The organism is Nonomuraea sp. GTA35 (genome assembly GCF_041950525.1).
Taxonomy (GTDB): domain Bacteria; phylum Actinomycetota; class Actinomycetes; order Streptosporangiales; family Streptosporangiaceae; genus Nonomuraea.
Map to the genome: position 1 here is coordinate 35,126 of NZ_JBGNUV010000027.1, position 24,309 is coordinate 59,434.

Genomic DNA, 24,309 nt, shown 5'->3' on the forward strand with positions numbered 1-24,309 from the left:
CAGTAGACAGGTGCTCTGGATTCATCCAGCAGCGAGGAGTCGTAGCAGCGAGGGAAGCGGGGGGTAGGACATGCGTCGCGCCTGAAATCGCTCGGAAATCAAGGGATGTTGCTTACCAACGGTCAGTTGTTTCGCTAATGTGCTTACCGGAAGTCAGTCCATTGGCGCTGGGAGATGATCTGCATGCGATCCAAGGTGTCCTTCACCGCTGACGGCGTCCGGTGCGCCGGCTACCTCTACCTGCCCGCCGAAACAGGCCCCGCGCCGTGCGTGGTGCTCTGCCACGGCTTCAGCGGGACGATGGACCGGCTCTTCGACTACGGCGAGCGCTTCGCCGCCGCGGGGTTCGCGGCGCTGGTCTTCGACTACCGGAGCTTCGGCGAGAGCGACGGCGAGCCGCGCCAGGTTCCCGACATCGGTGGACAGCTCGCCGATGTCCGCGCCGCCGTGGCCTTCGCCCGGGGGCACGAGCGGGTCGACCCCGGCAAGGTGCTGCTGTGGGGCAACTCGCTGGGCGGCGCCCATGTGATCACTGTAGCCGCGGACGATCCCCACGTCGCGGCCGTGGTGGCGCAGATCCCGTTCAACGGATTCCCGAAGAAGGTCGAGGGACGGTCGACCGGTGAGACGCTGAGGACGCTGGGCGCGATCTGCTGGGACGCGCTGCGGGGCAGGCTGGGCCTGCGACCGTACTACATCCCGATGGTGGGACGGCCCGGAGAGCTCGCCGTGACCGCGACCCCCGAGGCCGACCAGCACATCCATACTCTGACCGGTGGAGAACACCGGACGTTGTGGCGCAACAGCGTCGCGCCCAGAGGGCTGCTGCAGATGATGCGTTACCGTCCCGCGGAGTCCGCGGCCCGCCTGGCCTGCCCCCTGCTGGTCTGCGTCGCGGCCGAGGACCGGGAGACCCCGCTGGAGAGCACCCGGGAGCTGGCCGAACGCGCCCCGCGAGGCGAACTGCGCGTCTACCCCGGCACCCACTTCACCTTCTACACCGACCCCACGTTCCGCGACCGCGTGGTCGCCGACCAGGTCGCCTTCTACCGCCGGGCCTGCGCGATGGTGTGATGGACGATGCCTGAGCGGGCGGTCGGCAGCACTTCTCGTGGCTCACCCCAGGAACGCCGTGGTCAGCACCCTGACGACGGCCGGACGGCCGGCCAGCGGCCGGTTACCTCGACCGAACCCTCACCACGAAGATCGACATTGGACACATATGGGCAGCATGGTGGCATCAGGGACAACGGGCACGAGGGGTGACGGGTTGTACGGCCGGGCGGCGGAGCAAGCCGTGATCGACCAGTTGCTGCTCGACACCCTCGAAAGCCGTCCCGGCGCGCTGGTCGTGCGCGGCGAGGCGGGCATCGGCAAGTCGGCCCTGCTCGACTACGCCGCGGCCAACGCCAACGCTCAAGTTCTGCGGGTGACAGGCGTGGAGTCGGAGGCCGAGCTCCCGTTCGCCGCACTGCACCTGCTGCTCCGCCCGGCCCTGGATCGGGTGAGCGTGCTACCGCCGCAGCAGGCCGAGGCGCTGCTCGGCGCGCTCGGCCTGGGCGGAACCACCCGGGGCGACCGCTTTCTCGTCGGGCTGGCCACGCTCAGCCTGCTCGTGGAGCTGTCGGCGCAAGGGCCGCTGGTCTGCCTGGTCGACGACGCGCAATGGCTGGACGGCGAGTCGGCCGACGCGCTGGTGTTCGCCACGCGCCGCCTGCACGCCGAGCCCGTCGCCGTGCTGTACGCCGCCCGAACCGGTGCACGCCTGCCCGCCGGGGGCCTGCCCGAGCTGCACCTGGGGAATCTGGACCCCGAAGCCGCCCGTCAGCTCCTCGCCGAGCACGCGGGTACGCTGCCACCGGCGGTACGCGACCATGTGGTGACCGAGGCCCAGGGCAACCCCCTCGCCCTCCTCGAACTGCCGCGCATGCTCAGCCCCGGGGCGACGGGCCCGCTGCCCTTCTGCCTGGGAAACGCGACACCGGTGACCAACCGGGTGCTCGCCACCTTCCGTGACCGCATCGCCGCGCTGCCCGAGAGCACCCGCTCGTGCCTGCTGGTGGCCGCCCTCAACGACCGGGGCGAGCTGGGCGTGCTCGCCCACGCGCTGGGCCGGCTCGGCGCCTCGCTCGACGACGCCGCCCCGGCCGAGTGGGCGGGCCTGATCCGGATCACTCCGGAGGGCCTCTCCTTCCACCATCCCCTGGTGCGGGCCGCGGTGCTGCTGGCCACCGACATCGCCGCGCGGATGGCCGCCCACCGGGCCCTGGCCGAGGCGGTCGACGACGACCGGCGGGCCTGGCATCTGGCCGCCGTCACGCTGCGCTCGGACGAGCAGGTGGCCATGGAGATGGAACGGCTGGCGTTGCGCGCGCAGCGGCGTGGTGGCCAGGCCGCGGTGTCGGCGGCCTACGCGCGTGCCGCCGAGCTGTCGGCCGACGCCGCCGGCGCGGCACGCCGGTACACGCGGGCCGCGTCGGCGGCGGTCGAGGCCGGGCTGGGGCAGCGTGCCGCCGAGCTGGTCGCCCGAGCGCTGCGCAGGGCCGACCCGGGGGCGCCGGCCGGGCCCGTCATGGCCGAGCTGGCCGTGGTACGGGCGCGGCTGGCCGTCGAGGCGGGCCGCCCGCTGGACGCCGCGCGGCTGCTGCTGGACAACGCCCAGGCCGGCACCGACCACCTCACCCGGCTGTCACTGCTCAGCCTGGCCGGCTTCTACACCTGGACCAGCGCCGCGCACCCCGACCAGATCGACCTGACGCGCCGCATCGCGGAGCGGACCCCGACCGGCGCGGGGGTGACCGCGGTGGTGAAGGCGATCAACCTGGACTTCCGGACGATCCTGGAAGGCGGCACCTCGGTAGCCGCCACCCGCGCGGCCAGGGTCGAGCAGGCGCCGTTCGACCTGCGCTTGATCGTCGCCTTCCAGGCCGTCATTCCCGCCGACCGCGACGGGATGCTCGACGCCGCGGCCGAGATGGTCCGCGAGTGCCGGGCGGAAGGGCGCCTGGGGCGGATGCCGCAGGCGATGACCGTTCTGGCCATCGCCCAGTTGATGGACGGCAGGCACCCGGCCGCCCGAGACACGGCGGCCGAAGGGCAGGCCCTGGCCGCGGACGTGGGCCAGCCGGTGTGGCGCAGCTATCTGGCGGGCGTGCACGCCTGGCTGTCGGCGGTCGCCGGCGCGGAGGAGGAGTACGCGGCGCTGGCCGCCGAGGCCTTCCAGCACTCCGAGGCCCGCAGGTGGATGCCGAGCCGTTGCTGGGCCGAGTACGCCGGGGTGCTGCTCGAGCTGGGCCGGGGCCGCTACGAGGCGGTGCTCGACCAGATGGACCGGGTGATGGCGGGCCCGTCCCGTCACGCGTTCATCTGGCGTTACGCCTGGCCCGACTACGTCGAGGCGGCCGTCAGGGCGGGCGCCCCCGAGCGGGCGCGGGAGGTGTTGCGCCGGCATGCGGAATGGGCGGAGTCCACCCAGCAGCCGGGACCCCTGGCGGTCCAGCATCGGGCCAGGGCGCTGATGGCCTCCGAACACTGCGCCGAGCAGGAGTACCGGCGTGCTGTGGAGCTGCACCTGCAGCACGAGCAGCCCTTCGACCAGGCGCGTACCCGGCTGCTGTACGGGGAGTGGCTGCGGCGGCACCAGCGGCGCAGCGAGGCCCGCGTCCACCTGGAGGCCGCCATGGAGGCGTTCGATCGTCTGGGTGCCGCGCCGTGGTCCGCTCGCGCGGCCGGTGAGCTGCGCGCGTCCGGCGTGTCCGTACCCAGCAGCGGCGCCGACGACCTGATGGCTACGCTCACCCCGCAGGAGCTCCAGGTCGTACGGCTGGCGGTCACGGGAGCGTCCAACCGCGAGATCGCCGCCCAGCTCTTCCTGAGCCCGCGCACGGTGGCCTCCCACCTGTACAAGGCCTTCCCCAAACTGGGTGTCGCCTCCCGTGCCGAGCTGGCCAGGCTGGGTCACACCCGGCGGTAGATGATCGGCTGCGCGGCGATGCCATTCGCCTTCGAACAGGAAGTAGTGGTCCTGAGCGTGGTCCACGAGGCCGGGCCGTCCGGGGTCGGCCTCGCGGGCCTGGATGCCGGTGGCCAGGGCTTCGAGGTGGGCGGTCAGCCGGGTGGGAGCGGCTGGGGAACGGCCGCGCCCGTCGCCGGCCGCTTCCGTCATCGCGCTGAGGTGACCACCGTACTCAGGTTGATCACTTCCTGCCCTTGGGTGCCGGAGAGGGTGACCGACAGCTCCCAGACGCCGTCCATGCTGAACAGGTCCTTCTCCGCATGTGTCTGACGGGGCTGGATGATCCGTCTCCGCGTACAGTAGCGGCCGGGGTCGGGCAGCGTGAGCGCGAAGCGCAGCGCGGAGGCCCCGTGCGCGTGAGCCAGGTACGCTCCGTCCTCGCTCCTGACGATCAGATGGCCGGGCATGCCCAGCCATGGCTGGAGCGGCCCCTCCACATCGATTTCGACGGTCACCGGGCTCCCCGCGACCGGCGCCGCCGGAAGACGGCACCGTCCTGGCTGGTGACCACCAGATGCGCCGGGGCTTCGTGGTGGACGGCGAGGTCGTCCACCGGCCGTCCGGTCGCGCCGTCGGTGAGCCGCAGGGTCAGGGTGAACTCGACGTCCGTGGCGGGCCGGGCGGGCAGCGTCGAGAATCGCCCCTGCGCGTACGGCCGGCCTGCCGCGGCGACGGGCGCGGCGCCCTCGGGCTGGCCGGGCGGCAGGTACGGCGCCAGCAGCATCACGGCGACCGCGACCGCCCCGGCCGCGCTGGCGCCGCCCACGAGGAGCCTGGACCTGCTGTTGGCGAGCACACCGCCGACCACCAGCAGCCCGGCCATCAGGAAGGCGCCGTCCATCACCATCGTCCAGGGGGCGCTGGCAGGCACCAGCACCCGGAACGGGATCATCGACACCTCGCCGCCGGCACGAACCCGCAGCTCGTACGGCCCGGCCTGCCTGACAGGCAACGCGGCGGACCCCTGACCGACCCGCACAGAACCTGCCGACCTGCTCCCGTCGGCCCGCGAGCGCAACTCCAGCCCGAGCACCGGCCCCGTGGACCGGACGGCCTGCGCGCTCACCCGCAGCGGCGCCGGTACCGACGAGACGCCCGCGATGACGAGCGTGACCTCGCCCGCTCCGAACGTCTGCGTCACCCGCAGCTCCGCACCGGCCTCGACGACATGTGCCCGAGCCGGGACGGCGGGCCACAGCACCAGCAGGAACGCGGCAGCCAGGACCCGGATCATGCCGCCGGCCGGCCATTGATCGACTTCATGCCGCAAGACGCTAGCCCGGCGCCCCTGCGTAGCGCCTCCGTCGCATGACTGGTGTGACCGCGCAACGAACATCAGTCACGCGACGGAGGCGGACGTCATCGCGATCTTCGTAGGGTCCGGGCCATGACCAAACGAACTGAACCCCATTCGGCGACCGTCATGGCGATTGTGGCCGTGGCCTTCTGCACCTGGGCTCTGCTCACGCTTCCCCTTCAGGGCGCGATGATCCTCGTGGTGGCCAGCGTCCTCGGCTGGAGCGGCTGGATGGCCTTCAGTTACGTCCGCCCGGTGAGGTCCAGGAAGGTGATCGCCGTCTACCTGTGCGCGGTGGGCTTCCAGCTCATCCACATGGCGGAGGAGTACACCGGCGGTTTCCCCCACGAGATCGTCGAGCTGTTCGACTCGCCGCGGGACTGGCCGGAGAACGAGTTCCTGCTCGTCTTCGTCTTCGGTTTCGGCTCCCTGTACTTCTTCGCCGGAGCGGGCGCGCTCTACCGGATTCGCGTGGCCAACTTCTTCCTGTGGTGGTACGCCCTGGGCGCCGGCCTGCTCAACGGCATCGCCCACTTCGTCTTCCCGATCCTCAAGGGTGGCTACTTCCCCGGCCTGTACACCGCCGGTGGCCACCTCATCATGAGCAGCCTGCTGATCTACTTCCTCGTCAAGGAGAACCGCAGGCTCAGGGCCGAGGACCAGGCGCCTCAGCCGCTGGCGGCCAGGTAGCGCCGGAGGGCCGGTGCGAGCCGGCTGCCGAGATCTCGCGCCTACGGGCGGCCGCGCCTTCGTGCGTCACTCCCGCAGGCAGCAGGACATGGAGCACGCCGTCGGCCTGCCATCGCTCCGGGAGATGCCGGATCTCCGCTTCGCCCAGCCGCTCGCGGGCCGCGGCCAGGATCGGGGCCCTGGTCTCTGCTGCCGATCTCCTCATGTCAACAACTGCAGGCCAACGTTGGTTGGCATACGCGGAAAGGAGCACCCATGTCGAAGAATGTGCTGGTGACCGGAGCCTCCACCGGAATCGGCCGGGCCACCGCCCTGCTGCTGGCCCGTGAAGGCTTCACCGTCCACGCAGGGGTACGCAAGGACGCCGACGGCCGGGCGCTCGGGCCCACCGTCACCCCGATCAAGCTCGACGTCACCGACGCCGGCCAGATCGCCGACGCCGCCCAGCGGCTCGGCCGCCTCGACGCCCTGGTCAACAACGCCGGCATCGGCGTCACCGGCCCCCTCGAATTCGTCCCCCTGGACGCGCTGCGCCGGCAGTACGAGGTCAACGTCTTCGGCCAGATCGCCGTCACCCAGGCCATGCTGCCGATGTTGCGCGCCTCGCGCGGCCGGGTCGTCACGGTCGGCTCGGTGGGCAGCTGGATCACCCTGCCCTTCGGCGGCCCGCTCTGCTCGTCCAAGCACGCCATCCGCTCGCTCAACGACGCCCTGCGCATGGAGCTCAAGCCGTACGGCGTGGCGGCCGTCCTCATCGAACCCGGCTCCATCCACACCGACGCCGTCGACAAGCTCGAAGACGAAGTCGAACCCCGCCTGGCCTCGCTCGGTGAGGAGGGGCGGCTGCTGTACGGCCAGGCGTACCGCGCCATGACCACCGCCGGCCTCAAGGAAGAGCGCTCCGGCTCCAGCCCCGACGTCGTCGCCCGAGCCGTCCTGCACGCCCTCACCGCGCGCAAGCCGCGCGCCCGCTACCCCGTCGGCAAGAAATCCCGCCTGATGAGCACCATGGGCCGCGTCATTCCCCAATACATCCTCGACGCCGTGCGCATGCGTGCGCTCGGCCTGTCCTGAACGGAGTCCACCACCATGACCCAGCTCTCCGGGGCCGAAGCCCTGACCGCGCTCGACCCCGTCTTCGCCCAGTGCGCCGTGGGCGCGGGCCACAACCTCTGGGGCCTGCCCCACCTGACCATGCGCGAGAAGGCGTTCGTCTGCCTGACCGCCGACCTGTGCCACCCCCACCTCGGCCTGCCCCTGGCCATGCACCTGCGGATGGCCCTGGACCACGGGGTCGACGCCGAGGCGATCCGCGAGCTCTACCGGCATCTGGCGCCCTATGTCGGCTATCCGATCGTGGTCACCGCGTTCCAGCGCCTGACCGAGCTCGGCCTGCCGGAGGCGCGGGACGACAAGCCCGTAGAGCCGACGCCGCTGGCCGGGCCGCTCGCGCGAGCCGTACATGCCCTGGAGGACGTGGACCCGGGCCTGGCCGCCTTCACCGAGGACCAACTGGCCCAGCGCTGGGCGCGCCCGCACCTCAGCGTCCGGGAGCGGGCCATCGCCTGCCTGGTGGTGGACGTCTTCCACCAGACGCTCGGGGAATCCCTGCACCTGCACGCCGAGCTCGCCAGGTCGGCCGGCGCCACCGACGAGACCCTGCGCGACCTGCTCCGGGGCGTCGCCGAATTCGGCCTCCCGAGGGCCTGGGCCGCCGCCCGAGCCCTGATTTCTTAGCCGTATCAGGGACATGAGCGGCGGGTGGCGGCCCGGCCCGGGATGCTGATCCGCCTGCCGCCTGCCGCCTGCCGCCTGCCGCCTGCCGCCTGCCGCCTGCCGCCCGCCGCCCGCCGGCGTCAGGCCGCGTGCGCGCGGATCCCGGCCTTGCGCCACACCTTCAGCAGCCGCCTGGCCGAGCCGCCCACCGGGCCGACCGCCTCGTAGAGGACCTCGCGCGAGACCGGCCCGGCCGTCTCCACGGCGTTCACCGCCGCGTCGGCGGTGGTGATCGTGCGCGCGCAGACGCTCAGCAGGTAGCCGGGGATCTGCAGGGCCGGGTCGGTGCAGCCCACCAGCGGCACGCCCACCGCCGCCACCACGGGGAAGACGGTCCCGGGGATGCCGACGGCGACCTCGGCCCGCGCCGCCGCCTGCACCGACGGGACCGTGCTGATCTCGTACCTCTCCCACAGCGAGCGGTCCTCGCGCGGGTGCAGGCCGACCAGGATGTGCCGGCCGGCCGCCGCGAGCCGCTCGGCCGCGGCCAGCAGCAGCTCGGTGCCGGGGGCCGAGCCGCCCGTCTGGCCGGACCTGGTGACGCTGGTGAGCACGAGGACGGTGCCCGCCTCCGGCCGGTGCTTGGGCAGGGCGTCGGTCTGCGGGGTGCCCACGACCGAGATCGCGCGGCGGGTGCCCAGATAGTCGTCGAACACCTGGGCCTCGGCCGGCGACGAGGCGGTGATCGCCCGCAGCCGGTCGCGGAACTCCCCGGCCCGCGGCGCCTCCCGCGGCAGCTGGTAGGCCAGCGAGGAGGCGACGAGCGGCAACCGGCGCAACCGCGCGGCGCAGTCGGCGGGCCAGTCGCCGGCCCCGGTCACCACGAGCAGGTCGGCCCGGGAGACCTCCTCGGGCGTCGCGACGGGGACCGGGTCGTCCGGCTTGATCTGGGACCGGTCGGGAACCAGCTGCACGACCTCCCATCCTTGCCGGCGCGCCTGCGGCAGCAGCGGCGCGGTGTGGTAGGTGCCCCACGGCTCGTTCGTTGCGATCAGGACGCGCGGCCCGATCCCGTCCGGCCGGCTCGCCGCCTGGGCGGAAGTGCCACCCAGGACGGTGATGCCGGCTCCCGACAGGACACCGGCGAGCAGGGACCTGCGCGACAGCGGACCAGAAGACATGTCATTGATTGCCATGGATTGGTAACTTATGGGGCCTTTGTGAACGTTGGGAGACGCGCAGACGAACCCCCCGGCCCGATCATCCTGGAGGAGCCTCTCCGGCCCTCGCGCCTCGGGCGGTTCAGCCGGCCCGGATCATGTCACCGTACGAAGGCCGGTTGCCGACGTTGCCGGCAAGCGCCGAGGGTGCGACGATTCCCCGAATGAGCCCGATGGGGTTGCTTGAGACCACGCCCGGGAAGTTCGCGCTGCTGCTGGATCCCGGCGACTGGCCAGGACGATTTTGAGAGTGCCGTCCTCCCGGAACTCGATCGGCGGGAACGGCACCGCACACTGGCGCGACTCCCGTAGCTCTTCATCTGATGGGCTGGCAGATGATCCGAACTGAACTTACTTTGTAAAGGCGTCGGGAATCGTCTCGAACATCACCAGATAGTCCCGGTGCACGTCCTCCAGGTCGGACAGCAGGCGTTCCAGCGCGTCCGGGGCCGCGGCCCGAGGGGAGGCCTGGATCTCCTGGACGGAGTCGAGCACCGTCCGCGCCATCGCCACGGAGCCGGCAGCCAGGCCGCCGGCGGTGCCGTGGATCCGGCCGCGATCGGCCGTCGCCCTGGCGCCGATCCCCGTACGAGCGTGTCTGGCCATGCGCCCATCATCGGCCACCGCCCAGCCCCCGCGCCAGCGACCGCGGACAAGCCCCGGGGGAACGACGGTCAGGGGGACGGGCGGAGGCCGGTGAACATGATGGTGAGGGTCCGCCGGGCGTCCCGGTCGCCGTGCAGGGCGGCGTGACACGCGCTGCGGCCGGCGGGGTCGATCAGGTCAGGAGACCTTGGAGGAGGGGGCTGCCCAGGTGTTGCAGGAGGCCGGGTCGGCGGTGCGGAAGCCGGCCTTGACCCACCGCTTGATGTTGGCGGCCTTGCCGAACTCGGTGCTGTCGCGGTAGAAGGACGACTCGACCCTCTTCCAGTCCCGCGCGGTCTTGTCCGGCAGCGGCCAGACGCTCTTCATGAAGGCCGCACCCAGGCATTCGACCTGCTGGTACATGCGCCGCCCCTGCTCGAGGTGCTCGGCCTTGCTGCCGGCCCGGAGGTCCTCGGCTGCGTCGTAGAGCCCGGCCTGCTTCTGCACGTGGTAGCCGTACATGACGGCGGTGGTGTTGAAGAGGTCGAGTCCGGTGATCGGCCCGAGGAGCCAGTAATCGCCGATCTTGAAGGACAGCGTGCGGTCCCAGTCGCAGTACCACACCGTGGACGACTGGATCGTCTCGCCGTCCTCGGACCCGCAGTAGTTCTTGGGCAAGCGGGTCACGTACTGCACCTTGACCAGGTCATAGGGCAGGCCGGCCTCATGACGCGTTCTTCGCCCGGTCAATGCAGGCCGCTGATCATCCCTGCGCCCACCGTGGCGTTGTCGGCCTCGTCGATGAGGATGAACGCCCCGGTCGCCCGGTTGCGGGCGTATTCGTCGGCGAACAGCGGCCGGGCGGTGCGCAGCCGGACGCGGCCGATCTCGTTCATCGTCAGCGACCGCGCCTCGGTGTCGCGGTGCAGGCTGTTGACGTCCAGCCGGTAACGCAGGTCGCCGACCACGGCGGTGGCGGTGGCGGTGGTGTGTTTGACCAGCAGCCTGGTGCCGGCGGTGAGCGGGCGCTCGCCGCTCATCCAGCACACCATCGCCTCCATGTCCTGCGCCGCGCGCGGCTGGTTGCCGGGTCTGGCGATCATGTCGCCGCGCGAGATGTCGAGGTCGTCGTCCAGCCGCAGCACCACCGACATCGGGGCGACGGCCTCGGCCAGCGGGCCGCCGGGGCCGTCGATATGGGTGATCACGCTGGTCAGCCCGGAGGGCAGGTGCACCACCTCGTCGCCGGGCCGCAGCACGCCGCCCGCGACCTGGCCCGCGTAGCCGCGGTAGTCGTGCAGCAGCGGGTCGGCGGCCTGACGCGGCCTGATCACGCACTGGACGGGGAAGCGCGCGTCGATGAGGTTGCGGTCGGAGGCGATGTGCACGTGCTCCAGGTGCCGCAGCAGGGACGGGCCGTCGTACCAGGGCATGTTGATCGAGCGTTCGACCACGTTGTCGCCGTGCAGCGCGCAGACCGGGACGAACGTGAGGTCGCCGATGTCGAGCTTGGCGGCGAAGGCGGCGAACTCGGCCACGACCCGCTCGTACGCGGCCTGCTCGTAGCCCGCCAGGTCCATCTTGTTGACCGCGACCACCAGGTGCGGCACCCGGAGCAGCGAGGCCAGGAAGGCGTGCCTGCGCGACTGCTCCAGCACGCCCTTGCGCACGTCCACCAGGATGACGGCGAGGTCCGCCGTCGAGGCCCCGGTCACCATGTTGCGGGTGTACTGGATGTGCCCCGGCGTGTCGGCGATGATGAACGTCCGGCGCGGCGTGGCGAAGTAGCGGTGGGCGACGTCGATGGTGATGCCCTGCTCCCGCTCGGCCCGCAGTCCATCCGTGAGGAGCGCCAGGTCGGCGTGCCCGGAGCCGCGGGCGGCGCCGGCCCGCTCCAGCGCGGCGAGCTGGTCTTCGAAGATGGCCTTGGAGTCGTAGAGCAGCCGGCCGATCAGCGTGGACTTGCCGTCGTCCACGCTGCCCGCCGTGGCCAGGCGGAGAATGTCCATCAGAAGTAGCCCTCTCTCTTGCGGTCCTCCATCGCGGCCTCGCTGACGCGGTCGTCGGCCCGGGTCTGGCCGCGTTCGGTGACGCGGGTGGTCTTGAGCTCCTCGATCACCTCGCCGACCGTGGCGGCGCCCGACTCGATCGCCCCGGTGCAGGAGGCGTCGCCGACGGTGCGGAAGCGCACGGTCGCCGGGAAGGCCGGCTCGTCGTCCTGCCGGCGGGTGTGCGGGTTGTCGTCGAGCAGCAGCCCGTCGCGCTCGAACACCGTGCGCCGGTGGGCGAAGTAGATGGCCGGCAGCTCCAGCGACTCGCGCCGCACGTACTCCCACACGTCCAGCTCGGTCCAGTTCGACAGCGGGAAGACCCGCGCGTGCTCGCCTGGCCGGATGCGGGTGTTGAACAGGTTCCACAGCTCGGGCCGCTGGTTCTTGGGGTCCCACTGCCCGAACTCGTCCCGGAAGGAGACCACCCGTTCCTTGGCGCGGGCCTTCTCCTCGTCGCGGCGGGCGCCGCCGAACGCGGCGTCGAAGCCGTGCTCGGCGAGCGCGTCGAGCAGCGTGACGGTCTGCAGGCGGTTGCGCGAGGCGCGGAGGCCGCGCTCCTCGCACACCCGGCCCCGGTCGATGGACTCCTGCACCGAGGCGACCACCAGGCGGACGCCCAGCCCGGCCACCTGCCGGTCGCGGAACTCGATCACCTCGGGGAAGTTGTGCCCGGTGTCCACGTGCAGCACCGGGAACGGCACCGGCGCCGGGCGGAACGCCTTGCCCGCCAGCCGCAGCAGCACCACGCTGTCCTTGCCGCCGGAGAACAGCAGCACGGGCCGCTCGAACTCGGCGGCGACCTCGCGGATGATCTGGATCGACTCGGCCTCCAGCACGTCCAGCTGGGAGAGCCCGGGGGTGGTCAGCATCGTGGTCCTCCGGTGGTCAGCGCAGGTAGCGGTCGAGGAACGGGCTCGCGAACTTGCCGGCCGGGTCGCAGTCGCCGGCCAGGCGGGCGAAGTCCGCGAGACGGGGGAAGAGCCGCCGGAGCTCCGGCGGCTCCATCGTGAAGATCTTCGCCCAGTGCGGCCGGGCGGCGAACGGCGCCAGCCGCTCCTCCACCAGCCGGACCACCGGCAGCACGGCCGCGGTGTCGGAGGTCCAGGTGAAGTGCACGCTGACCGAGTCGGCTTCGTAGAAGGGGCTCATCCAGAGCCGGTCGGCGGCGATCGTGCGTACCTCGCAGATCTGCAGCACCGGGCGGATGCGGTCGCGGACGGCGTCGAGCGCGTGCAGCGCCGACACCGCGTCGGCCCGGGCGATCATGTACTCGGAGTGCAGCTCGTCGCCGGCGCTGCTCGGCTCGTGGTCGGGCCGGAAGTGCGGCAGGCGCTCGTGCCAGCGGCCGGGCACGCCCAGCTGCTCGGTGCAGCTCGCCGCGGGCATCCCGTCCACGGGGTGGCAGGGCCCATCGGCCGGCAGGGCGGTGAACCACGGCAGCTTGGCCACGTCCGCGGGGGGCTCGTCCAGCCGCTCGCCGATCCAGATCTGGGTGAGGCGGGGCGCGCTCCAGTCGGTGAACAGGCAGACGCTGTACGCGCTCGAGACCAGCTCGCCGAAGTGGTCGTCCAGCGCGTCCAGCGGCAACCCCTTGTAGACCTGCTGGCGCATCTCGTACGCGGGCACCAGGTCGAGGGTCAGGTGGGTCACCACGCCCAGCGCGCCCAGCCCGACGACCGTCCCGTCGAAGTGCTCGTCGCCGCGCGCCACGGTGATCAGGTCGCCCTCGGCGGTCACCAGGTCGAGGGCGGACACCGAGGCCGCCAGGCAGCCGTTGCGGACGCCGGAGCCGTGGGTGGCGGTGGCGCACGCGCCGCCGACGGAGATGTGCGGCAGCGAGCCGAGGCTCGGCAGGGCGAAGCCGCGCTCGTCGAGGTGCCGGGTCAGCTCGGCGTAACGCATGCCGGCGGGCACCCGGGCGGTGGCCCGCCCATTGACCGGCCCGGTGTCCAGCTCGACGGAGGGGGGCAGCCCCGTGACGGACACCAGCGCGCCGGGGGAGTCGGCGAGGTCGTTGAAGGAGTGCCGGGTGCCGAGCGGCCGGATCCGGCGGCTGCGCGCCACCACCGCCTGGAGCTCCGCGACCGAGGACGGCCGGTGAACCTCCTGCGCCCGGTAGGTGATGTTGCCTGCCCAGTTGGTGGTCATGTCCCTTCCTCGATTCTGACGATCAGGCCCTCGCCGGGTGCGAGCCGCAGCGGGCGCAGCCCCACCGCCGACCCGGCGGGCCGGTCGCCGGTGGACACCTCGGCCAGGCCCCCGGCCGGCAGCCCGGACAGGACGGCCGCCGCCGGGCGGGAGGCGAAGTTCAGCGCGACCAGCAGCCGCTCCCCGGGCGCTGACCGCAGGTAGGCGAAGACGTCATCGCCTGCCTCGACCGACCGGTAGTCGCCGCCGCGCAGCGCCGGGCTGGCCCGCCGGTAGGCGATGAGCCGCCGGTACAGGTGGAGCAACGAGCCGGGATCGTCCTGCTGGGCCGCCACGTTGACCTCGGCCTGGCCCGGCGCGAACGGCATCCACGGCTTCCCGGTGGTGAACCCGCGGCCGGTGGCGTCCCACTGCATCGGGGTGCGCTGCCCGTCGCGGCCGTCCACGTCCAGGGCGTCGGGCGGCGGGGCGTCGGTCATGCCGATCTCCTCGCCGTAGTAGACGCACGGGATGCCGCGCAGGGTGAGCGCCATCATGGCCGCCACCCGGGCGCGCGCGGCGCCGTACCGGGAGGCGGAGCGGGGGATGTCGTGGGTGGCCAGGGCGTACGTCGGCAGGGCGCCGGGGCGCATCGCGGCGGCCAGCCCGTCCACGGTCCGCCGGAAGGCGGGGGCCTGCCAGGGCTGCTCCCAGAACGCGAGATGGAAGGCCGTGTGCATGCCGTCGCCGCCGAAGTAGTCGGCCAGCCGCCGGTCGTCGGAGATGGGCACCTCGCCCAGCGCCAGCTTGCCGCCGTACTCGTCGAGCGTCTCGCGCAGCTCGCGCAGCACCTGCAGCGTCTCGGGCAGGTCGAGGTTGCGCATCCGCAGCGTGGGATGGACGGTGTGCCGGCGGGCGTGTGCCAGCTCGGCCGGGTTGTCGCGCAGGTCGGCGTCCTTCAGCAGCCGGTGCGCGACGTCGATGCGGAAGCCGTCCACGCCCCGGTCGAGCCAGAACCGCCACACCTTGCGCATCGCCGCCCGCACCTCAGGGTTGCGCCAGTTGAGGTCGGGCTGGCCGGGGGTGAAGCTGTGCAGGTAGCACTGCCGGGTTCCCGGGTGGTACGTCCACGCGGGCCCGCACCGCTCGAACGAGCTCAGCCAGTTGTTCGGCGGCTCGTTCCCCGGCCGCGGATCGGCCCAGATGTACCAGTCGCGCTTGGGGGCGGCGCGGTCCGAGCTCGACTCGGCGAACCACGGGTGCGCCACGGACGTGTGGTTCATGATCAGGTCGATCAGCACGCGGATGCCCCGCTCGTGCGCGGCGCGCACCAGCTCGTCGAAGTCGGCGAGCGTGCCGTAGGCCGGGTCCACCGCCTCGTAGTCGCTGACGTCGTAGCCGAAGTCGGCCAGCGGCGAGGGATGGAACGGCGACAACCAGACCGCGTCCACCCCCAGCTCCCGCAGGTAGTCCAGCTTGCCCAGCAGCCCAGGCAGGTCGCCGACGCCGTCGCCGTCGCGGTCGGCGAAGCTGCGCAGGTACACCTGGTAGATGACGGCTGTCCGCCACCACTCCGCGCGGGTCGTGACGCTCATCTGCCCACTCCTGACATGTCCGGATACCGGTCGCCGGCGGCGCTGCCGGGCGGGGCCGCCGCGTCGAGCAGCGCCCGGTCCTCGGCGCTGAGCCGCAGGCGCGCGGCGGCGACGTTCTCCGCCAGGCGGGCCCGGTTCTTCGCGCCGGGGATGGGGACGATGTCGTCGCCCTGCGCCAGCACCCAGGCCAGCGCGAGCTGCGCCGGGGTGACGCCGCGCTCGCGGGCGAGCCGGGCGATCCCCTCCACCAGGCGGACGTTGCGTGCCAGGTTGCCCGGCTGGAAGCGGGGCAGGGTCCGGCGGAAGTCGTCGTCCGCGAGGTCGTCCGTCGCGGTGATGCGGCCGGTCAGCAGGCCGCGGCCGAGCGGCGCGTAGGCGATGAACCCGATGCCGAGCGCGCGCAGCGTCGCCAGCAGCCCGTGCTCCGGATCGCGGCTGACCAGGGAGTACTCGGTCTGCACCGCGGCCACCGGATGCACGGCGTGCGCCCGCCTGACCGTCTCGGGGGACGCCTCCGAGATCGCCAGGTGGCGGACCTTGCCCGCGCGCACCAGCTCGGCCAGCGCCCCCCAGGTCTCCTCGACCGGCACGGACGGATCGACGCGGTGCTGGCAGTAGACGTCGATGACGTCCACGCCCAGCCGGCGCAGCGAGCCCTCGCAACTGGCGCGGACGTACTCGGGACGGCCGTTCACGCCGATCACCCGGCCGTCCGGGCCCTTGACGTTGCCGAACTTGGTGGCGATCAACACCTCGTCCCTGCGGTGCCGGATTGCCCGGCCGATCAGCTCCTCGTTGGTGTAGGGGCCGTACATGTCGGCGGTGTCGAGCAGGTTGACGCCCAGGTCCAGGGCGTGGTGGATGGTGCGCAGCGAGTCACCGTCGTCCCAGGCGCCGTAGAACTGCGACATCCCCATGCAGCCCAGGCCGAGCGCGGAGACCTGCGGCCCGCCGCGTCCCAGGGTGCGGTGGCGCGCCGGCGCGCCCTCATTCGTGTGCGTCATCATGCCGCCCTCTCCGTCGTCATGTGCTCGATGAGCCGGCCCCACCGCAGGAGCTGGCCGTCGGGCAGGTACCGCTCGCGCACCCGGCGCCGCGCGTCCTGCCCGAGCCGCCGCGCGAACGGCCGGTCGCCGAAGAGCCGCCGCAGGTGCGCGGCCGCCGCCGCCACGTCGTGCGGATCGTCCACCAGCAGCCCGGACCGGCCGTGGACCACCTGGTCGCGCAGCCCGCCGACGGCCGAGGCGAGCAGCGGCCTGGCCTTCCACATGGCTTCCGTCGCGGTCAGCCCGAACCCCTCGGCCAGGCTCTTCTGCACGACGACGCTCGCGTGCCGCTGCAGGGCGTTGACCACCACGGCGTTCTCGCGCAGGTCGTCCATCGGCAGGCAGACGAGCTGGCAGCGGCGGCGGTGCGCGGCCGGCAGCGCCTCCCAGACCCGCCGGCACTCCTCAAAGACCCGGGCCGCGCCCGGGTCGTCGGCGACGCCCACCAGGTCGGCGCCGGCCAGCGTCAGGTAGCCGTCCACGCCGGAGGCGAGGAAGCACTCCAGCACGCCGATCATGTCCTTGAGCCGGTCCCAGCGGGAGACCTGCACCACCATCGGCAGGCCCGCGGGCGGCGGCGGGCCCTCGCGCAGCACCACGGCGGGCCTGCTCACCCGGACCGGCGCGCCGACGGGCACGGGCGTCTCGACCGGCTCCGGACGCTCGTGGGCGAGGATCCCGGCCGCTCCGAGCACGTCACGGACCTGGGCCGGCGTGAGGGGCATGTTCTTCGGCCCGCAGGGGTCGATCGAGGGCGGGACGACCAGCGGCCGGGGCGCCCACCCCGGGATGTGGCCGGGCGTGGAGAACACGCTGGCGTCGGCGCCGGCGACGTGTTCGGCGACGAACCGGCCGCCGTCGCGCGTGTGCTCGTTCGGCCGGTCGCTGCCGATGTGGCAGCGCCACACCACGCGGGCGCCGCACCGCCGGGCGGCGCCGATCATGCCCGCGGGCTGGGGGTCGTGCACGACCACGACGTCCCCGGGCCGGACGAGGGCGGCCAGCTCGCCGGCGGCGTCGTCCAGGTGACGGCGGTACCGGCGGGCCTCGGCCGCGCCGAGCGGGCCGCCGTCGCCCGCGACGCCGTACAGGCGCGACACCAGCCGCTTGGCGATGGCCTGGAAGCCGGCGCCGCCGTCCAGCACGAGCCAGCGCACGTCCACACCGGTCGCGCGGGCCAGCGGGCCGAGTACGTGCAGCAGCTCGGCCACGCCGCCGCCGGCGGCCGTGGAGTTGACGTTCCAGACGGTGCGGCCGCCCAGCAGCTCGCGCACCCGCTCGCCGCCCCGGCGCAGCTCCGCCAGCCGGCGTTCCCCGAGCACGTCCCCGTACGGCTCCAGCGGGACCTCGGCGAAGGCGATCTCACGCATGGCCCGCTCCCACCGTCGTCGGATGCTCCAGCATGCCGATCCAGCTCGTCTCCCACAGCGCGGTGTCGGCGGGCGGTATCAGCTCGACCAGGCTCGGCCCGGGGCCCGCGGCCAGCGCCTGGAGCGTGACGGCGAACGCCTTGGTCTGCGAGGCCAGGTAGTCGGGGTCCAGGCGGCCGCTCAGGTCCACCCGGCGGGTGCGCAACCCGAGCGCGGCGGCCAGCTCGCCGTAGCGCGGGCCGCCGTCGCCGCAGACCACGAACGTCACCGGCGCGGCCTGGCGGGCGGCGTCGGCCAGCGCCTGCACGCCGTCGCCGCCGCCCAGGCCGCACAGCACCTTGGCGGACGGCTCGCCGAGCGCCAGCCCGGTGGCCAGCCCGGCGCCGCCGGAGGCGGCGAACGCGCCCGCCGGCAGCTCCTCCGGCGCGCCGCCCAGCACGTCACCCAGGACCGCGGCCACGGAAGGCGCCGTCCGCCCGGCCGTCCGCTCGGACGTCGGCCCGGCGGCCTCTTGCCCGGGCGGCCGGTCCGCGTCCGCGTCCGTGGCCGCGTCCGCGTCCGTGGGCGTGCCCGCGTCCGTGGCCGCGTCCGCGTCCGTGGGTGTGCCCGCGTCCGTGAATGTGGCCGTGGCCGTGGCCGTGTCTGCGAGCGCGGCCAGCGGCACCCAGGCGGTCTGCGCCCACTGCTGGGGGAGCGTCACCAGCGTGGGGCCGGTCGGCGACCGCCTGCTCTCGTGCAGCGCCTGCCGGACGGCCGTGACCAGGGCGTGCGCCGCGGCCGTGCCGTCCGCGCCCGGCGGCGGGAGCGGTTCGTGGCAGGACTTGGCGAACGCGCCGCAGGCAGTGAGCAGGCCGGGGTCGGCGGCGGGCAGCTCGGCGACGGCGACCGTGCCGATCCCGTCGCGCCGCAGGTCGGCCAGCGCGCCGAGCGCGCCGGCCAGGCCCCGCGCACCGGACAGCACCGCCGCGCCGTTGCCCGGCCGCACCATGCTGGCGCCGCCCGCCTGGATGGCCGCCTCCCGGTCGTCACGCGCCTCCGTCAGCAGGCCCAGGCGCGCGGCGGCGTCCCGCAGGGGCGACTCACCGGCTCCCGGCGCGGCGAAGACGATGCCGACGCCCGCGCGCCGGAGCGTCAGAGCCACCGCCTCCGCGCCGGTCAGCAGCACGTCGCCGGGATCGGGCAGGGCCTGGGCGACGGCGTGCCTCAGCGCCTGCTCGGACGCGCCGCCCAGCGCGCCGGCCAGTGCCCGCCCGAACTCCCGCCGCCCGGCATCCTCGATCAGGGCGGCGACCAGGCCGTTGACGCTGCCGTCCGGGCGGGTCAGCAGGGCGCGGAGCAGGTCGTGCACCGTGGGGCCGGCCGCCCGGGCCGCGTGGACCTCGCGCGGGCTCAGGCCGAAGGGGGCCAGGGCCTCGGCGGCGGGACCGGCGGCGAGCACCCGCACGCGCACGTCCGCCGCGGCGGACGGGTCCAGCTCGTCGAACGGCACCCCGCCGTCCTGGGCGAGCGTGATCCGCAACCGGTAGTCGCCGGGCTCGCCGGGCGTGCGCGCCCGCACGGGCACCGGGATGACCCCTTCGGGCGGCAGCGTACGCGGCAGCGCCGCCCTGATCGGCTGGGTGGGGACCTCCTGCCCGTCCGCGTCGTACCAGCGGTGCACCACCCTGACCGGGTACGGCGGCGCGGGCGTGAGCAGGCCCGCGCCCGTGTTGGCGACCCGGCACTCCACGGTCAGCAGGCTGCCCGGCTCGGCCCGCTCCTCGGCCGGCCCGGCCATCGTGATCTCGGCCCGGCACTCCTCCTCGGCCAGCCGGTCGCCGATGGCCCACAACCGGCTCGGCTGCCGTCCCAGCAGGTCGAACAGCTGCCGCTGGCCCTGCTCGTGCAACCGGGTGTGGTTGGCGGCGAACCCCTGCCGCGCGCCCTCGGCCAGCGGCGAGGGCACCAGCGCCAGCGCGTACACCTCGCGGGCGGGCAGCGGGACGAGCGCGACCTGCCGCCACTCGGCGCGGTCCACGACCGCGACGGCCGCCGTCTCCACCGAGGCGGTCAGGTAGCGGTGCGGGCTGACCCCCACGTACAGGTACCGGTCGGTCACGGCCAGGCCGCGCGGCCAGCCGGGCAGCCCGAGCCGTCGGGTCTCCTGCCGGGTCTCGTCGGAGAACTCCACCAGGTCGCCGGCGGCCGAGTCGCAGACGAGCCAGGTCCCGTCGCTGTAGTAGGGGTTGTGGGGGGCGTGCAGGCCGCGCAGCACGGGCTCACCGGTCTCCAGGTCGACGACCTGGCCGGTGGCCGGTTTGCCGCACTCGTCCCAGCCACGGCGGCGCAGGAACGGGCCGAAGCCGCACACCATGATCTGGTCACCGACCACGGCCAGGCTGTTGAGGTGCCAACTGTCCGCCTCGCCGGGGGCCCGCCAGAGCCAGGCCACCCGGCCGTCGGGGGCGACGCAGCGCACCTCGTTCTGGGTGGTGCCCACCACGAGCACCTGGCCGTTCACGGCGAGGATGTCGTGCGGGGTGGAGACGTGGTCGAGCCGGTGGTAGCGGCGGACGCCGGTCGCGTCGTAGGCGATCAGCTCGGCGGGGCTGCCCTCGGCGCTCCACAGGCAGCGGTACAGCAGCCCGTCGTCCGCGTGCAGGCCGGTGCTCGAGATGTGGTCGATCTCCTCGACCGAGCCGTCCGCGCCGTCGAGGGCGAACAGGCCGCCGCCGATGGTGTGATGTGCGTCGAAGCACGACGCGAGCAGGTGGTGGCCGGCCGGGATCAGCCCCGCCGGCTCTGCCGGGCCGGTCAGCTTCTCGCTGGTCATGGGGTTCCCCTCGTGGTCGTGGTCGTCTCCGGGGTTCTGGACACGGCGACCAGCGTGGTGTCCAGCCACGTCGTGCCGCCGGAGCCGGTGAGGAAGGCCGCCGCCCGGGCCACGGCCTCCGGGTCCGTGGCGACGACGGTGTGCACGGCCGCCCCGCCGCCCGCGAGCCCGTCCACGCGCGGTCGTCCGTCACCGGCGGGCCCGGGAGCGGATGGCTCCTCGCCGCCTTCGCCTCCGCCGCCCTCGCCGAGGAGCAGGATCGAGGCCGGGCGGCCCTGCCGGGCGAAGACGGGCAGCGCGGCGCGGGCCAGGCCGCCCCCGCCCGCCGCGGGAGACACGCGCGCGACGGGTTCCACGACCGCGTCGAAGCCTCCGTACGCCAGGACCGCCTGGCGGACGGCGCCGCGGTCGGTGTCCCTGACGAGCGGCACCGCGCGCCGTTCCCCGTACCGGCCGCTGATCGCCGCGGCTGCCGCGACCGCCGCCGCCCGCCGCCCGGGCGGGGCGGCGAGGGCGACGTGCGCGCCGGCCGCGGCCAGGCGTTCGGCGACGGCGTCCGCGCGCCCGTCGTCCGCGGCGACCAGGAACACCACGCCCGCCAGCGGCTCCTGGCCCGCACGGAGTTGCGGCTTGAGCCGCATGAGCGGCCAGTACTCGTCCGCCGCGCCCTGGGCCTGCGACAACGACAGGTAGCCGCCCGCCGCGTCGGCCGCCCTGATGACTGTCATGGTCTGCGCCAGGTGGTCGGCGCACAGGCGGGCCTTGGCGGCGTCGGGGCCGCAGCTCACCGCGCCGAGGCCGGGCAGCACGACGGCGCGCGGCCCGTTGCCGCGCTTGCCCAGGGCGCGCGCGGGCCCGGTGACGTACCGGGCGTAGTACGTGTCGTACCAGTCGCGGTGCCGCCGGATCGCGGCCAGCACCTCGGCGGGCCCGGCGGGCGTCCGGTCGAGGACGAGTGGCCGGTACCCCACCGTGACCAGGTGGTCGGGGCAACCCGGCCCCGCCTGAGTCCACCCGGGCCCGCGCACCGAGGAGGCGAAGCCGATCGCCTCGGGGCTGCGGTCGAGGTGCAGCACGACGCCCCGGCCGGCGCCGGACAGGGCACCGCGGACCGCCGGCAGCAGCTCGGCCAGCAGGTCCTCGGCCGCCTCGGGCGGGGGCGGGCGCACGGCCTGGCCGCCGAGGTCCGCGGGCCGGCACTGTGCCTTGCGCAGCGCGCGCGTCGCCCGCTCGACCGCCTCCAGGGAGTTGCGGTAGCACCGCTCGCTGCTGTCGGCCCAGGTGAAGATGCCGTGGTTGGCGAGCAGGACGAAGCGGCAGCGCGGCTCGGCGGCGATCCGGTCGGCCAGCTCGCGGGCCACGCCGACGTCGAACTGCCGGTAGTCGAACCAGATGGCCTCCTCGCCGAACTCGTCCTCGGCCGCCCGCCGCCCGCCGGGGGAGGCGGTGAGCGCGATGACCGCGTCCGGATGGCAGTGGTCCACGTGGCGGGCCGGGATGAACGCGTGGGTCAGCGTCTCGATGCCCGGCCGGCGCTGCTCGCCCCGCAGGCCGCTGTCCACCAGGTGGCCGATCATCTCGCTCTCGCTCAGCGGGCCGCCGTCGCGCAGGCGCAGCAGGTCGGCCAGGCGCAGCGCCGGGAAGTCGTCCGGCGTGGTGGTGGCGCCGTCGCAACCCCACGCGCTCATGTACAGGACCTCGACGGACCGGCCGCCGCGGTCCACGGCGACGTCCTTGACGGAGAAGTTGCCGCCGCCCTCCTTGGTCAGCGCCGGATCGGCCCCGACCAGGTGGGAGCGGTGGACGACCTCGTCGCGGCCCGAGAGCCCCCCGGCGACGGCCGGGTCCCACCGGTCCACCGGCGGCGTGAACAGCTCATCCATGACCGCTCCTCGCCATCGGTTCGTCCCGGCCGGCCGGGACGAACGGGAACGCGGTGCGCGCGTCCACCCGCAGGGTGGCGGCGGTGGCGTCGAACGCGGCCTGCCGGAAGTCCGGCACCACGGCCGCCGCACCCGCCGCCCGCACCTGTGCCTCCCGCCGCGCGCAGGCCAGCGCCACGCACGTGGCCCCGGCCGCCACCGCGGAGGTCACCCCGCTGACAGCGTCCTCGAAGACCAGGCAGCGGCCGATGTCCACGCCCAGGCGCTCGGCCGCCAGCAGGTAGCCCGCCGGGTCCGGCTTGCCGCGAGGCACGTCGTCGGCGCAGATCACGGTCGCGAAGGCGGAGGGCAGGGCGAGTTGGCGCAGCACCTCGACGGCCTTCCAGTCCTGCGCGCCCGTCACCAGCGCGAGCGGCACGCCGGCCCGGCCGAGCGCGCCGAGCAGCGCGGTCGCGCCGGGGATCGCGGTGTAGACGAGGCTCTCCTGGTTCTCCTTGAGCCGCTGGTAGATCTCGCTGTACGCGCTGGGGGGCACCTCCGGGAACAGCACGCGCAGCGTGTGGTCGGCGCGGTGGCCGTACACGTGGCGCTCCAGGTCCTCGGCGCGCAGCAGGTAGCCGAGGTCGGCGGCCAGCCGCTGCCAGAACTCCGTCACCGACCGCTCGGTGTCGGCGATGACGCCGTCCATGTCGAACAGCACTGCCTCGTACACCTCAGGCTCCTTCCGCGCGCGCGAACCGGTCGAGCCGCCCGATGGGCTCCGCGGGCTTCCAGCTCAGCGGAGGGATGTGGGCGTTGATGAGCGTGCCGTCGTCGTTCAGCACCGACGCCTCGGGGTGGGTCAGGTGCAGCAGCCGGTCGTCGTAGCTGTCGAACGGGGCGGCGATGTCGAAGCGGTAGACGAAGTCGTGGTCCTCGCCGCCCCAGCCCTCGTAGCGCTCGTCCATGCCGCCGATGCGCTCGAACACCGACCGGCGCACCCACAGGCAGCAGCCCGGCGGGCGCCGCAGCAGGAAGCCGCGCAGCCCGGCGGGGGCGGGGTCGGGGGCCTTGCGGTCGATCCGCTCGCGGATCGACCAGGACGTGGCGGCGTCGTCGAGGCAGAACATGTCCCGGTAGGTCAGGTGACCGGCGGTTCCCGGCCGCCGGAAGCGGGCGATGTTGCGGGCGACGAAGTCGCGGTCGGCCAGCACGTCGGCGTCCAGGATGCAGACCAGCTCGGCCGTGCCGCCGCGGTTGGCGACGCCCGCGTTCACCGCCCAGCACTTGTTGAACAGGCCCGCCTTGGGGGCGAACAGGTAGTCGTCGGCGTACGGCTCGATCTGCTCCCGCCACCGGGGCGCGTCGTCGGACTCCACGACCACGACGCGGTAGTCCGCGCGCGCGGCCGACTGGTCGCGCAGGGCGAGCAGGCAGGCCAGCAGGTTGCGCAGCCGGACGCCGCCGGTGTCGCGGTCGCGGAACGGGATGACGATGAGGGCGCCGGCCGTGGACGGGCCGGGCGGCGGCCCGTCCACGGGGCGCCCGGCCAGCTCCGCGGCGCTCACCTGCGGCTGCGACCGGTCGTAGGAGTGGCCGACGTGGTAGGCCACCCGCGAGTTGCACTCCGCCTGCCAGGCCAGGTCGAACAGCGTGCGCACGGCGGGCTCGCCCGGGTCGCGGCGCAGCAGGGCGGAGATCAGCCCGAAGTACGCGCCGGGGTCGGCGGGGTCGTCGGCGAGTGCCTGGCCCAGGGACCTGAGCGGCTCGTCGCTCTCCTGGACGGCCTTGACCACGGCCGCGGTCCACGGCTGGGCGAGCTCCCAGTAGAGCAGGCCCGCGCGGCGCGCCCCCAGGTCGGAGGCGATCACGAGGGAGTCGGCCACCGCGGTCGCCAGGACGGTCGGATTCGTCGGCATGAGG

Annotated in this window: 20 protein-coding genes; 5 read left to right on the forward strand and 15 right to left on the reverse strand. The window is 73.8% G+C overall.

Annotated features, from left to right (window positions below):
* The first annotated feature begins 183 nt into the window (after nt 1-183).
* On the forward strand, nt 184-1,074 hold the full coding sequence (locus tag ACBJ32_RS56715) for an alpha/beta hydrolase (protein WP_375133922.1): 891 nt from the start codon (nt 184-186) through the stop codon (nt 1,072-1,074).
* A gap of 157 nt (nt 1,075-1,231) precedes the next feature.
* Entirely contained in the window at nt 1,232-3,973 is a 2,742-nt protein-coding gene (locus ACBJ32_RS56720) for a LuxR C-terminal-related transcriptional regulator (protein ID WP_375133923.1), read from the forward strand.
* A gap of 188 nt (nt 3,974-4,161) precedes the next feature.
* Here ACBJ32_RS56720 and ACBJ32_RS56725 read toward each other — a convergent pair whose 3' ends face one another.
* Together ACBJ32_RS56725 and ACBJ32_RS56730 are read right to left on the reverse strand one after the other, a co-directional pair.
* Complete coding sequence (locus ACBJ32_RS56725; RefSeq protein WP_375133924.1) at nt 4,162-4,470, reverse strand: hypothetical protein; 309 nt, start codon at nt 4,468-4,470, stop codon at nt 4,162-4,164.
* Nucleotides 4,467-5,249 (reverse strand): hypothetical protein, encoded by a 783-nt coding sequence (locus tag ACBJ32_RS56730; RefSeq protein WP_375133925.1) that lies wholly within the window; start codon nt 5,247-5,249, stop codon nt 4,467-4,469. The genes ACBJ32_RS56725 and ACBJ32_RS56730 overlap by 4 nt, the downstream gene beginning before the upstream one ends.
* A gap of 153 nt (nt 5,250-5,402) precedes the next feature.
* Here ACBJ32_RS56730 and ACBJ32_RS56735 point away from each other — a divergent pair, with 153 nt between their 5' ends.
* The 3 genes from ACBJ32_RS56735 (at nt 5,403) to ACBJ32_RS56745 (ending at nt 7,739) form a co-directional block, all read left to right on the forward strand.
* Nucleotides 5,403-6,002: an HXXEE domain-containing protein gene (locus tag ACBJ32_RS56735; RefSeq protein ID WP_375133926.1), complete on the forward strand. Its 600-nt coding sequence runs from the start codon at nt 5,403-5,405 to the stop codon at nt 6,000-6,002.
* A gap of 255 nt (nt 6,003-6,257) precedes the next feature.
* Complete coding sequence (locus ACBJ32_RS56740) at nt 6,258-7,076, forward strand: SDR family oxidoreductase (protein WP_375133927.1); 819 nt, start codon at nt 6,258-6,260, stop codon at nt 7,074-7,076.
* Nucleotides 7,077-7,091: 15 nt separating this feature from the next.
* Nucleotides 7,092-7,739, forward strand: a complete 648-nt coding sequence (locus tag ACBJ32_RS56745) for a carboxymuconolactone decarboxylase family protein (RefSeq protein WP_375133928.1) — start codon at nt 7,092-7,094, stop codon at nt 7,737-7,739.
* Nucleotides 7,740-7,858: 119 nt separating this feature from the next.
* Here ACBJ32_RS56745 and ACBJ32_RS56750 read toward each other — a convergent pair whose 3' ends face one another.
* The 13 genes from ACBJ32_RS56750 to ACBJ32_RS56810 all read right to left on the reverse strand — a co-directional run bounded on the left by ACBJ32_RS56750 (nt 7,859) and on the right by ACBJ32_RS56810 (nt 24,305).
* The gene (locus ACBJ32_RS56750) at nt 7,859-8,899 is read right to left on the reverse strand and encodes a hypothetical protein (RefSeq protein ID WP_375133929.1); all 1,041 of its coding nucleotides are present in this window, start codon (nt 8,897-8,899) and stop codon (nt 7,859-7,861) included.
* A gap of 390 nt (nt 8,900-9,289) precedes the next feature.
* Nucleotides 9,290-9,544, reverse strand: a complete 255-nt coding sequence (locus tag ACBJ32_RS56755) for a hypothetical protein (protein ID WP_375133930.1) — start codon at nt 9,542-9,544, stop codon at nt 9,290-9,292.
* A 177-nt stretch (nt 9,545-9,721) separates the two neighbouring features.
* A complete protein-coding gene (locus ACBJ32_RS56760; RefSeq protein ID WP_375133931.1) occupies nt 9,722-10,210 on the reverse strand; it encodes a hypothetical protein in 489 nt (162 codons plus the stop codon).
* Nucleotides 10,211-10,269: 59 nt separating this feature from the next.
* On the reverse strand, nt 10,270-11,532 hold the full coding sequence (locus ACBJ32_RS56765) for a sulfate adenylyltransferase subunit 1 (RefSeq protein ID WP_375133932.1): 1,263 nt from the start codon (nt 11,530-11,532) through the stop codon (nt 10,270-10,272).
* The gene (gene cysD / locus ACBJ32_RS56770) at nt 11,532-12,443 is read right to left on the reverse strand and encodes a sulfate adenylyltransferase subunit CysD (protein WP_375133933.1); all 912 of its coding nucleotides are present in this window, start codon (nt 12,441-12,443) and stop codon (nt 11,532-11,534) included. Before cysD ends, ACBJ32_RS56765 begins: the two co-directional genes overlap by 1 nt.
* Nucleotides 12,444-12,459: 16 nt before the next feature.
* A complete protein-coding gene (locus tag ACBJ32_RS56775; RefSeq protein WP_375133934.1) occupies nt 12,460-13,722 on the reverse strand; it encodes an FAD-binding protein in 1,263 nt (420 codons plus the stop codon).
* Entirely contained in the window at nt 13,719-15,296 is a 1,578-nt protein-coding gene (locus ACBJ32_RS56780) for an alpha-amylase family glycosyl hydrolase (RefSeq protein WP_375133935.1), read from the reverse strand. The genes ACBJ32_RS56775 and ACBJ32_RS56780 overlap by 4 nt, the downstream gene beginning before the upstream one ends.
* Complete coding sequence (locus ACBJ32_RS56785) at nt 15,293-16,303, reverse strand: aldo/keto reductase (protein ID WP_375133936.1); 1,011 nt, start codon at nt 16,301-16,303, stop codon at nt 15,293-15,295. The genes ACBJ32_RS56780 and ACBJ32_RS56785 overlap by 4 nt, the downstream gene beginning before the upstream one ends.
* The gene (locus ACBJ32_RS56790) at nt 16,300-17,712 is read right to left on the reverse strand and encodes a glycosyltransferase (protein ID WP_375133937.1); all 1,413 of its coding nucleotides are present in this window, start codon (nt 17,710-17,712) and stop codon (nt 16,300-16,302) included. The genes ACBJ32_RS56785 and ACBJ32_RS56790 overlap by 4 nt, the downstream gene beginning before the upstream one ends.
* Entirely contained in the window at nt 17,705-20,524 is a 2,820-nt protein-coding gene (locus ACBJ32_RS56795) for a DUF4915 domain-containing protein (protein ID WP_375133938.1), read from the reverse strand. The genes ACBJ32_RS56790 and ACBJ32_RS56795 overlap by 8 nt, the downstream gene beginning before the upstream one ends.
* Nucleotides 20,521-22,407, reverse strand: coding sequence for a class II aldolase/adducin family protein (locus ACBJ32_RS56800; RefSeq protein WP_375133939.1), 1,887 nt, complete (start codon nt 22,405-22,407; stop codon nt 20,521-20,523). The genes ACBJ32_RS56795 and ACBJ32_RS56800 overlap by 4 nt, the downstream gene beginning before the upstream one ends.
* The gene (locus ACBJ32_RS56805; RefSeq protein WP_375133940.1) at nt 22,400-23,119 is read right to left on the reverse strand and encodes an HAD family hydrolase; all 720 of its coding nucleotides are present in this window, start codon (nt 23,117-23,119) and stop codon (nt 22,400-22,402) included. Before ACBJ32_RS56805 ends, ACBJ32_RS56800 begins: the two co-directional genes overlap by 8 nt.
* 1 nt (nt 23,120) lies before the next feature.
* On the reverse strand, nt 23,121-24,305 hold the full coding sequence (locus ACBJ32_RS56810; RefSeq protein ID WP_375133941.1) for a glycosyltransferase: 1,185 nt from the start codon (nt 24,303-24,305) through the stop codon (nt 23,121-23,123).
* Nucleotides 24,306-24,309 lie beyond the last annotated feature (4 nt).

Coding starts and splice junctions, on each gene's coding strand:
- ACBJ32_RS56715 (WP_375133922.1), top strand. CDS start 184: ATGCGATCCAAGGTGTCCTTCACCGCTGACGGCGTCCGGTGCGCCGGC.
- ACBJ32_RS56720 (WP_375133923.1), top strand. CDS start 1,232: ATGGTGGCATCAGGGACAACGGGCACGAGGGGTGACGGGTTGTACGGC.
- ACBJ32_RS56730 (WP_375133925.1), bottom strand. CDS start 5,249: ATGATCCGGGTCCTGGCTGCCGCGTTCCTGCTGGTGCTGTGGCCCGCC.
- ACBJ32_RS56735 (WP_375133926.1), top strand. CDS start 5,403: ATGACCAAACGAACTGAACCCCATTCGGCGACCGTCATGGCGATTGTG.
- ACBJ32_RS56740 (WP_375133927.1), top strand. CDS start 6,258: ATGTCGAAGAATGTGCTGGTGACCGGAGCCTCCACCGGAATCGGCCGG.
- ACBJ32_RS56745 (WP_375133928.1), top strand. CDS start 7,092: ATGACCCAGCTCTCCGGGGCCGAAGCCCTGACCGCGCTCGACCCCGTC.
- ACBJ32_RS56750 (WP_375133929.1), bottom strand. CDS start 8,899: ATGTCTTCTGGTCCGCTGTCGCGCAGGTCCCTGCTCGCCGGTGTCCTG.
- ACBJ32_RS56755 (WP_375133930.1), bottom strand. CDS start 9,544: ATGGCCAGACACGCTCGTACGGGGATCGGCGCCAGGGCGACGGCCGAT.
- ACBJ32_RS56765 (WP_375133932.1), bottom strand. CDS start 11,532: ATGGACATTCTCCGCCTGGCCACGGCGGGCAGCGTGGACGACGGCAAG.
- cysD (WP_375133933.1), bottom strand. CDS start 12,443: ATGCTGACCACCCCCGGGCTCTCCCAGCTGGACGTGCTGGAGGCCGAG.
- ACBJ32_RS56775 (WP_375133934.1), bottom strand. CDS start 13,722: ATGACCACCAACTGGGCAGGCAACATCACCTACCGGGCGCAGGAGGTT.
- ACBJ32_RS56780 (WP_375133935.1), bottom strand. CDS start 15,296: ATGAGCGTCACGACCCGCGCGGAGTGGTGGCGGACAGCCGTCATCTAC.
- ACBJ32_RS56785 (WP_375133936.1), bottom strand. CDS start 16,303: ATGATGACGCACACGAATGAGGGCGCGCCGGCGCGCCACCGCACCCTG.
- ACBJ32_RS56790 (WP_375133937.1), bottom strand. CDS start 17,712: ATGCGTGAGATCGCCTTCGCCGAGGTCCCGCTGGAGCCGTACGGGGAC.
- ACBJ32_RS56795 (WP_375133938.1), bottom strand. CDS start 20,524: ATGACCAGCGAGAAGCTGACCGGCCCGGCAGAGCCGGCGGGGCTGATC.
- ACBJ32_RS56800 (WP_375133939.1), bottom strand. CDS start 22,407: ATGGATGAGCTGTTCACGCCGCCGGTGGACCGGTGGGACCCGGCCGTC.
- ACBJ32_RS56810 (WP_375133941.1), bottom strand. CDS start 24,305: ATGCCGACGAATCCGACCGTCCTGGCGACCGCGGTGGCCGACTCCCTC.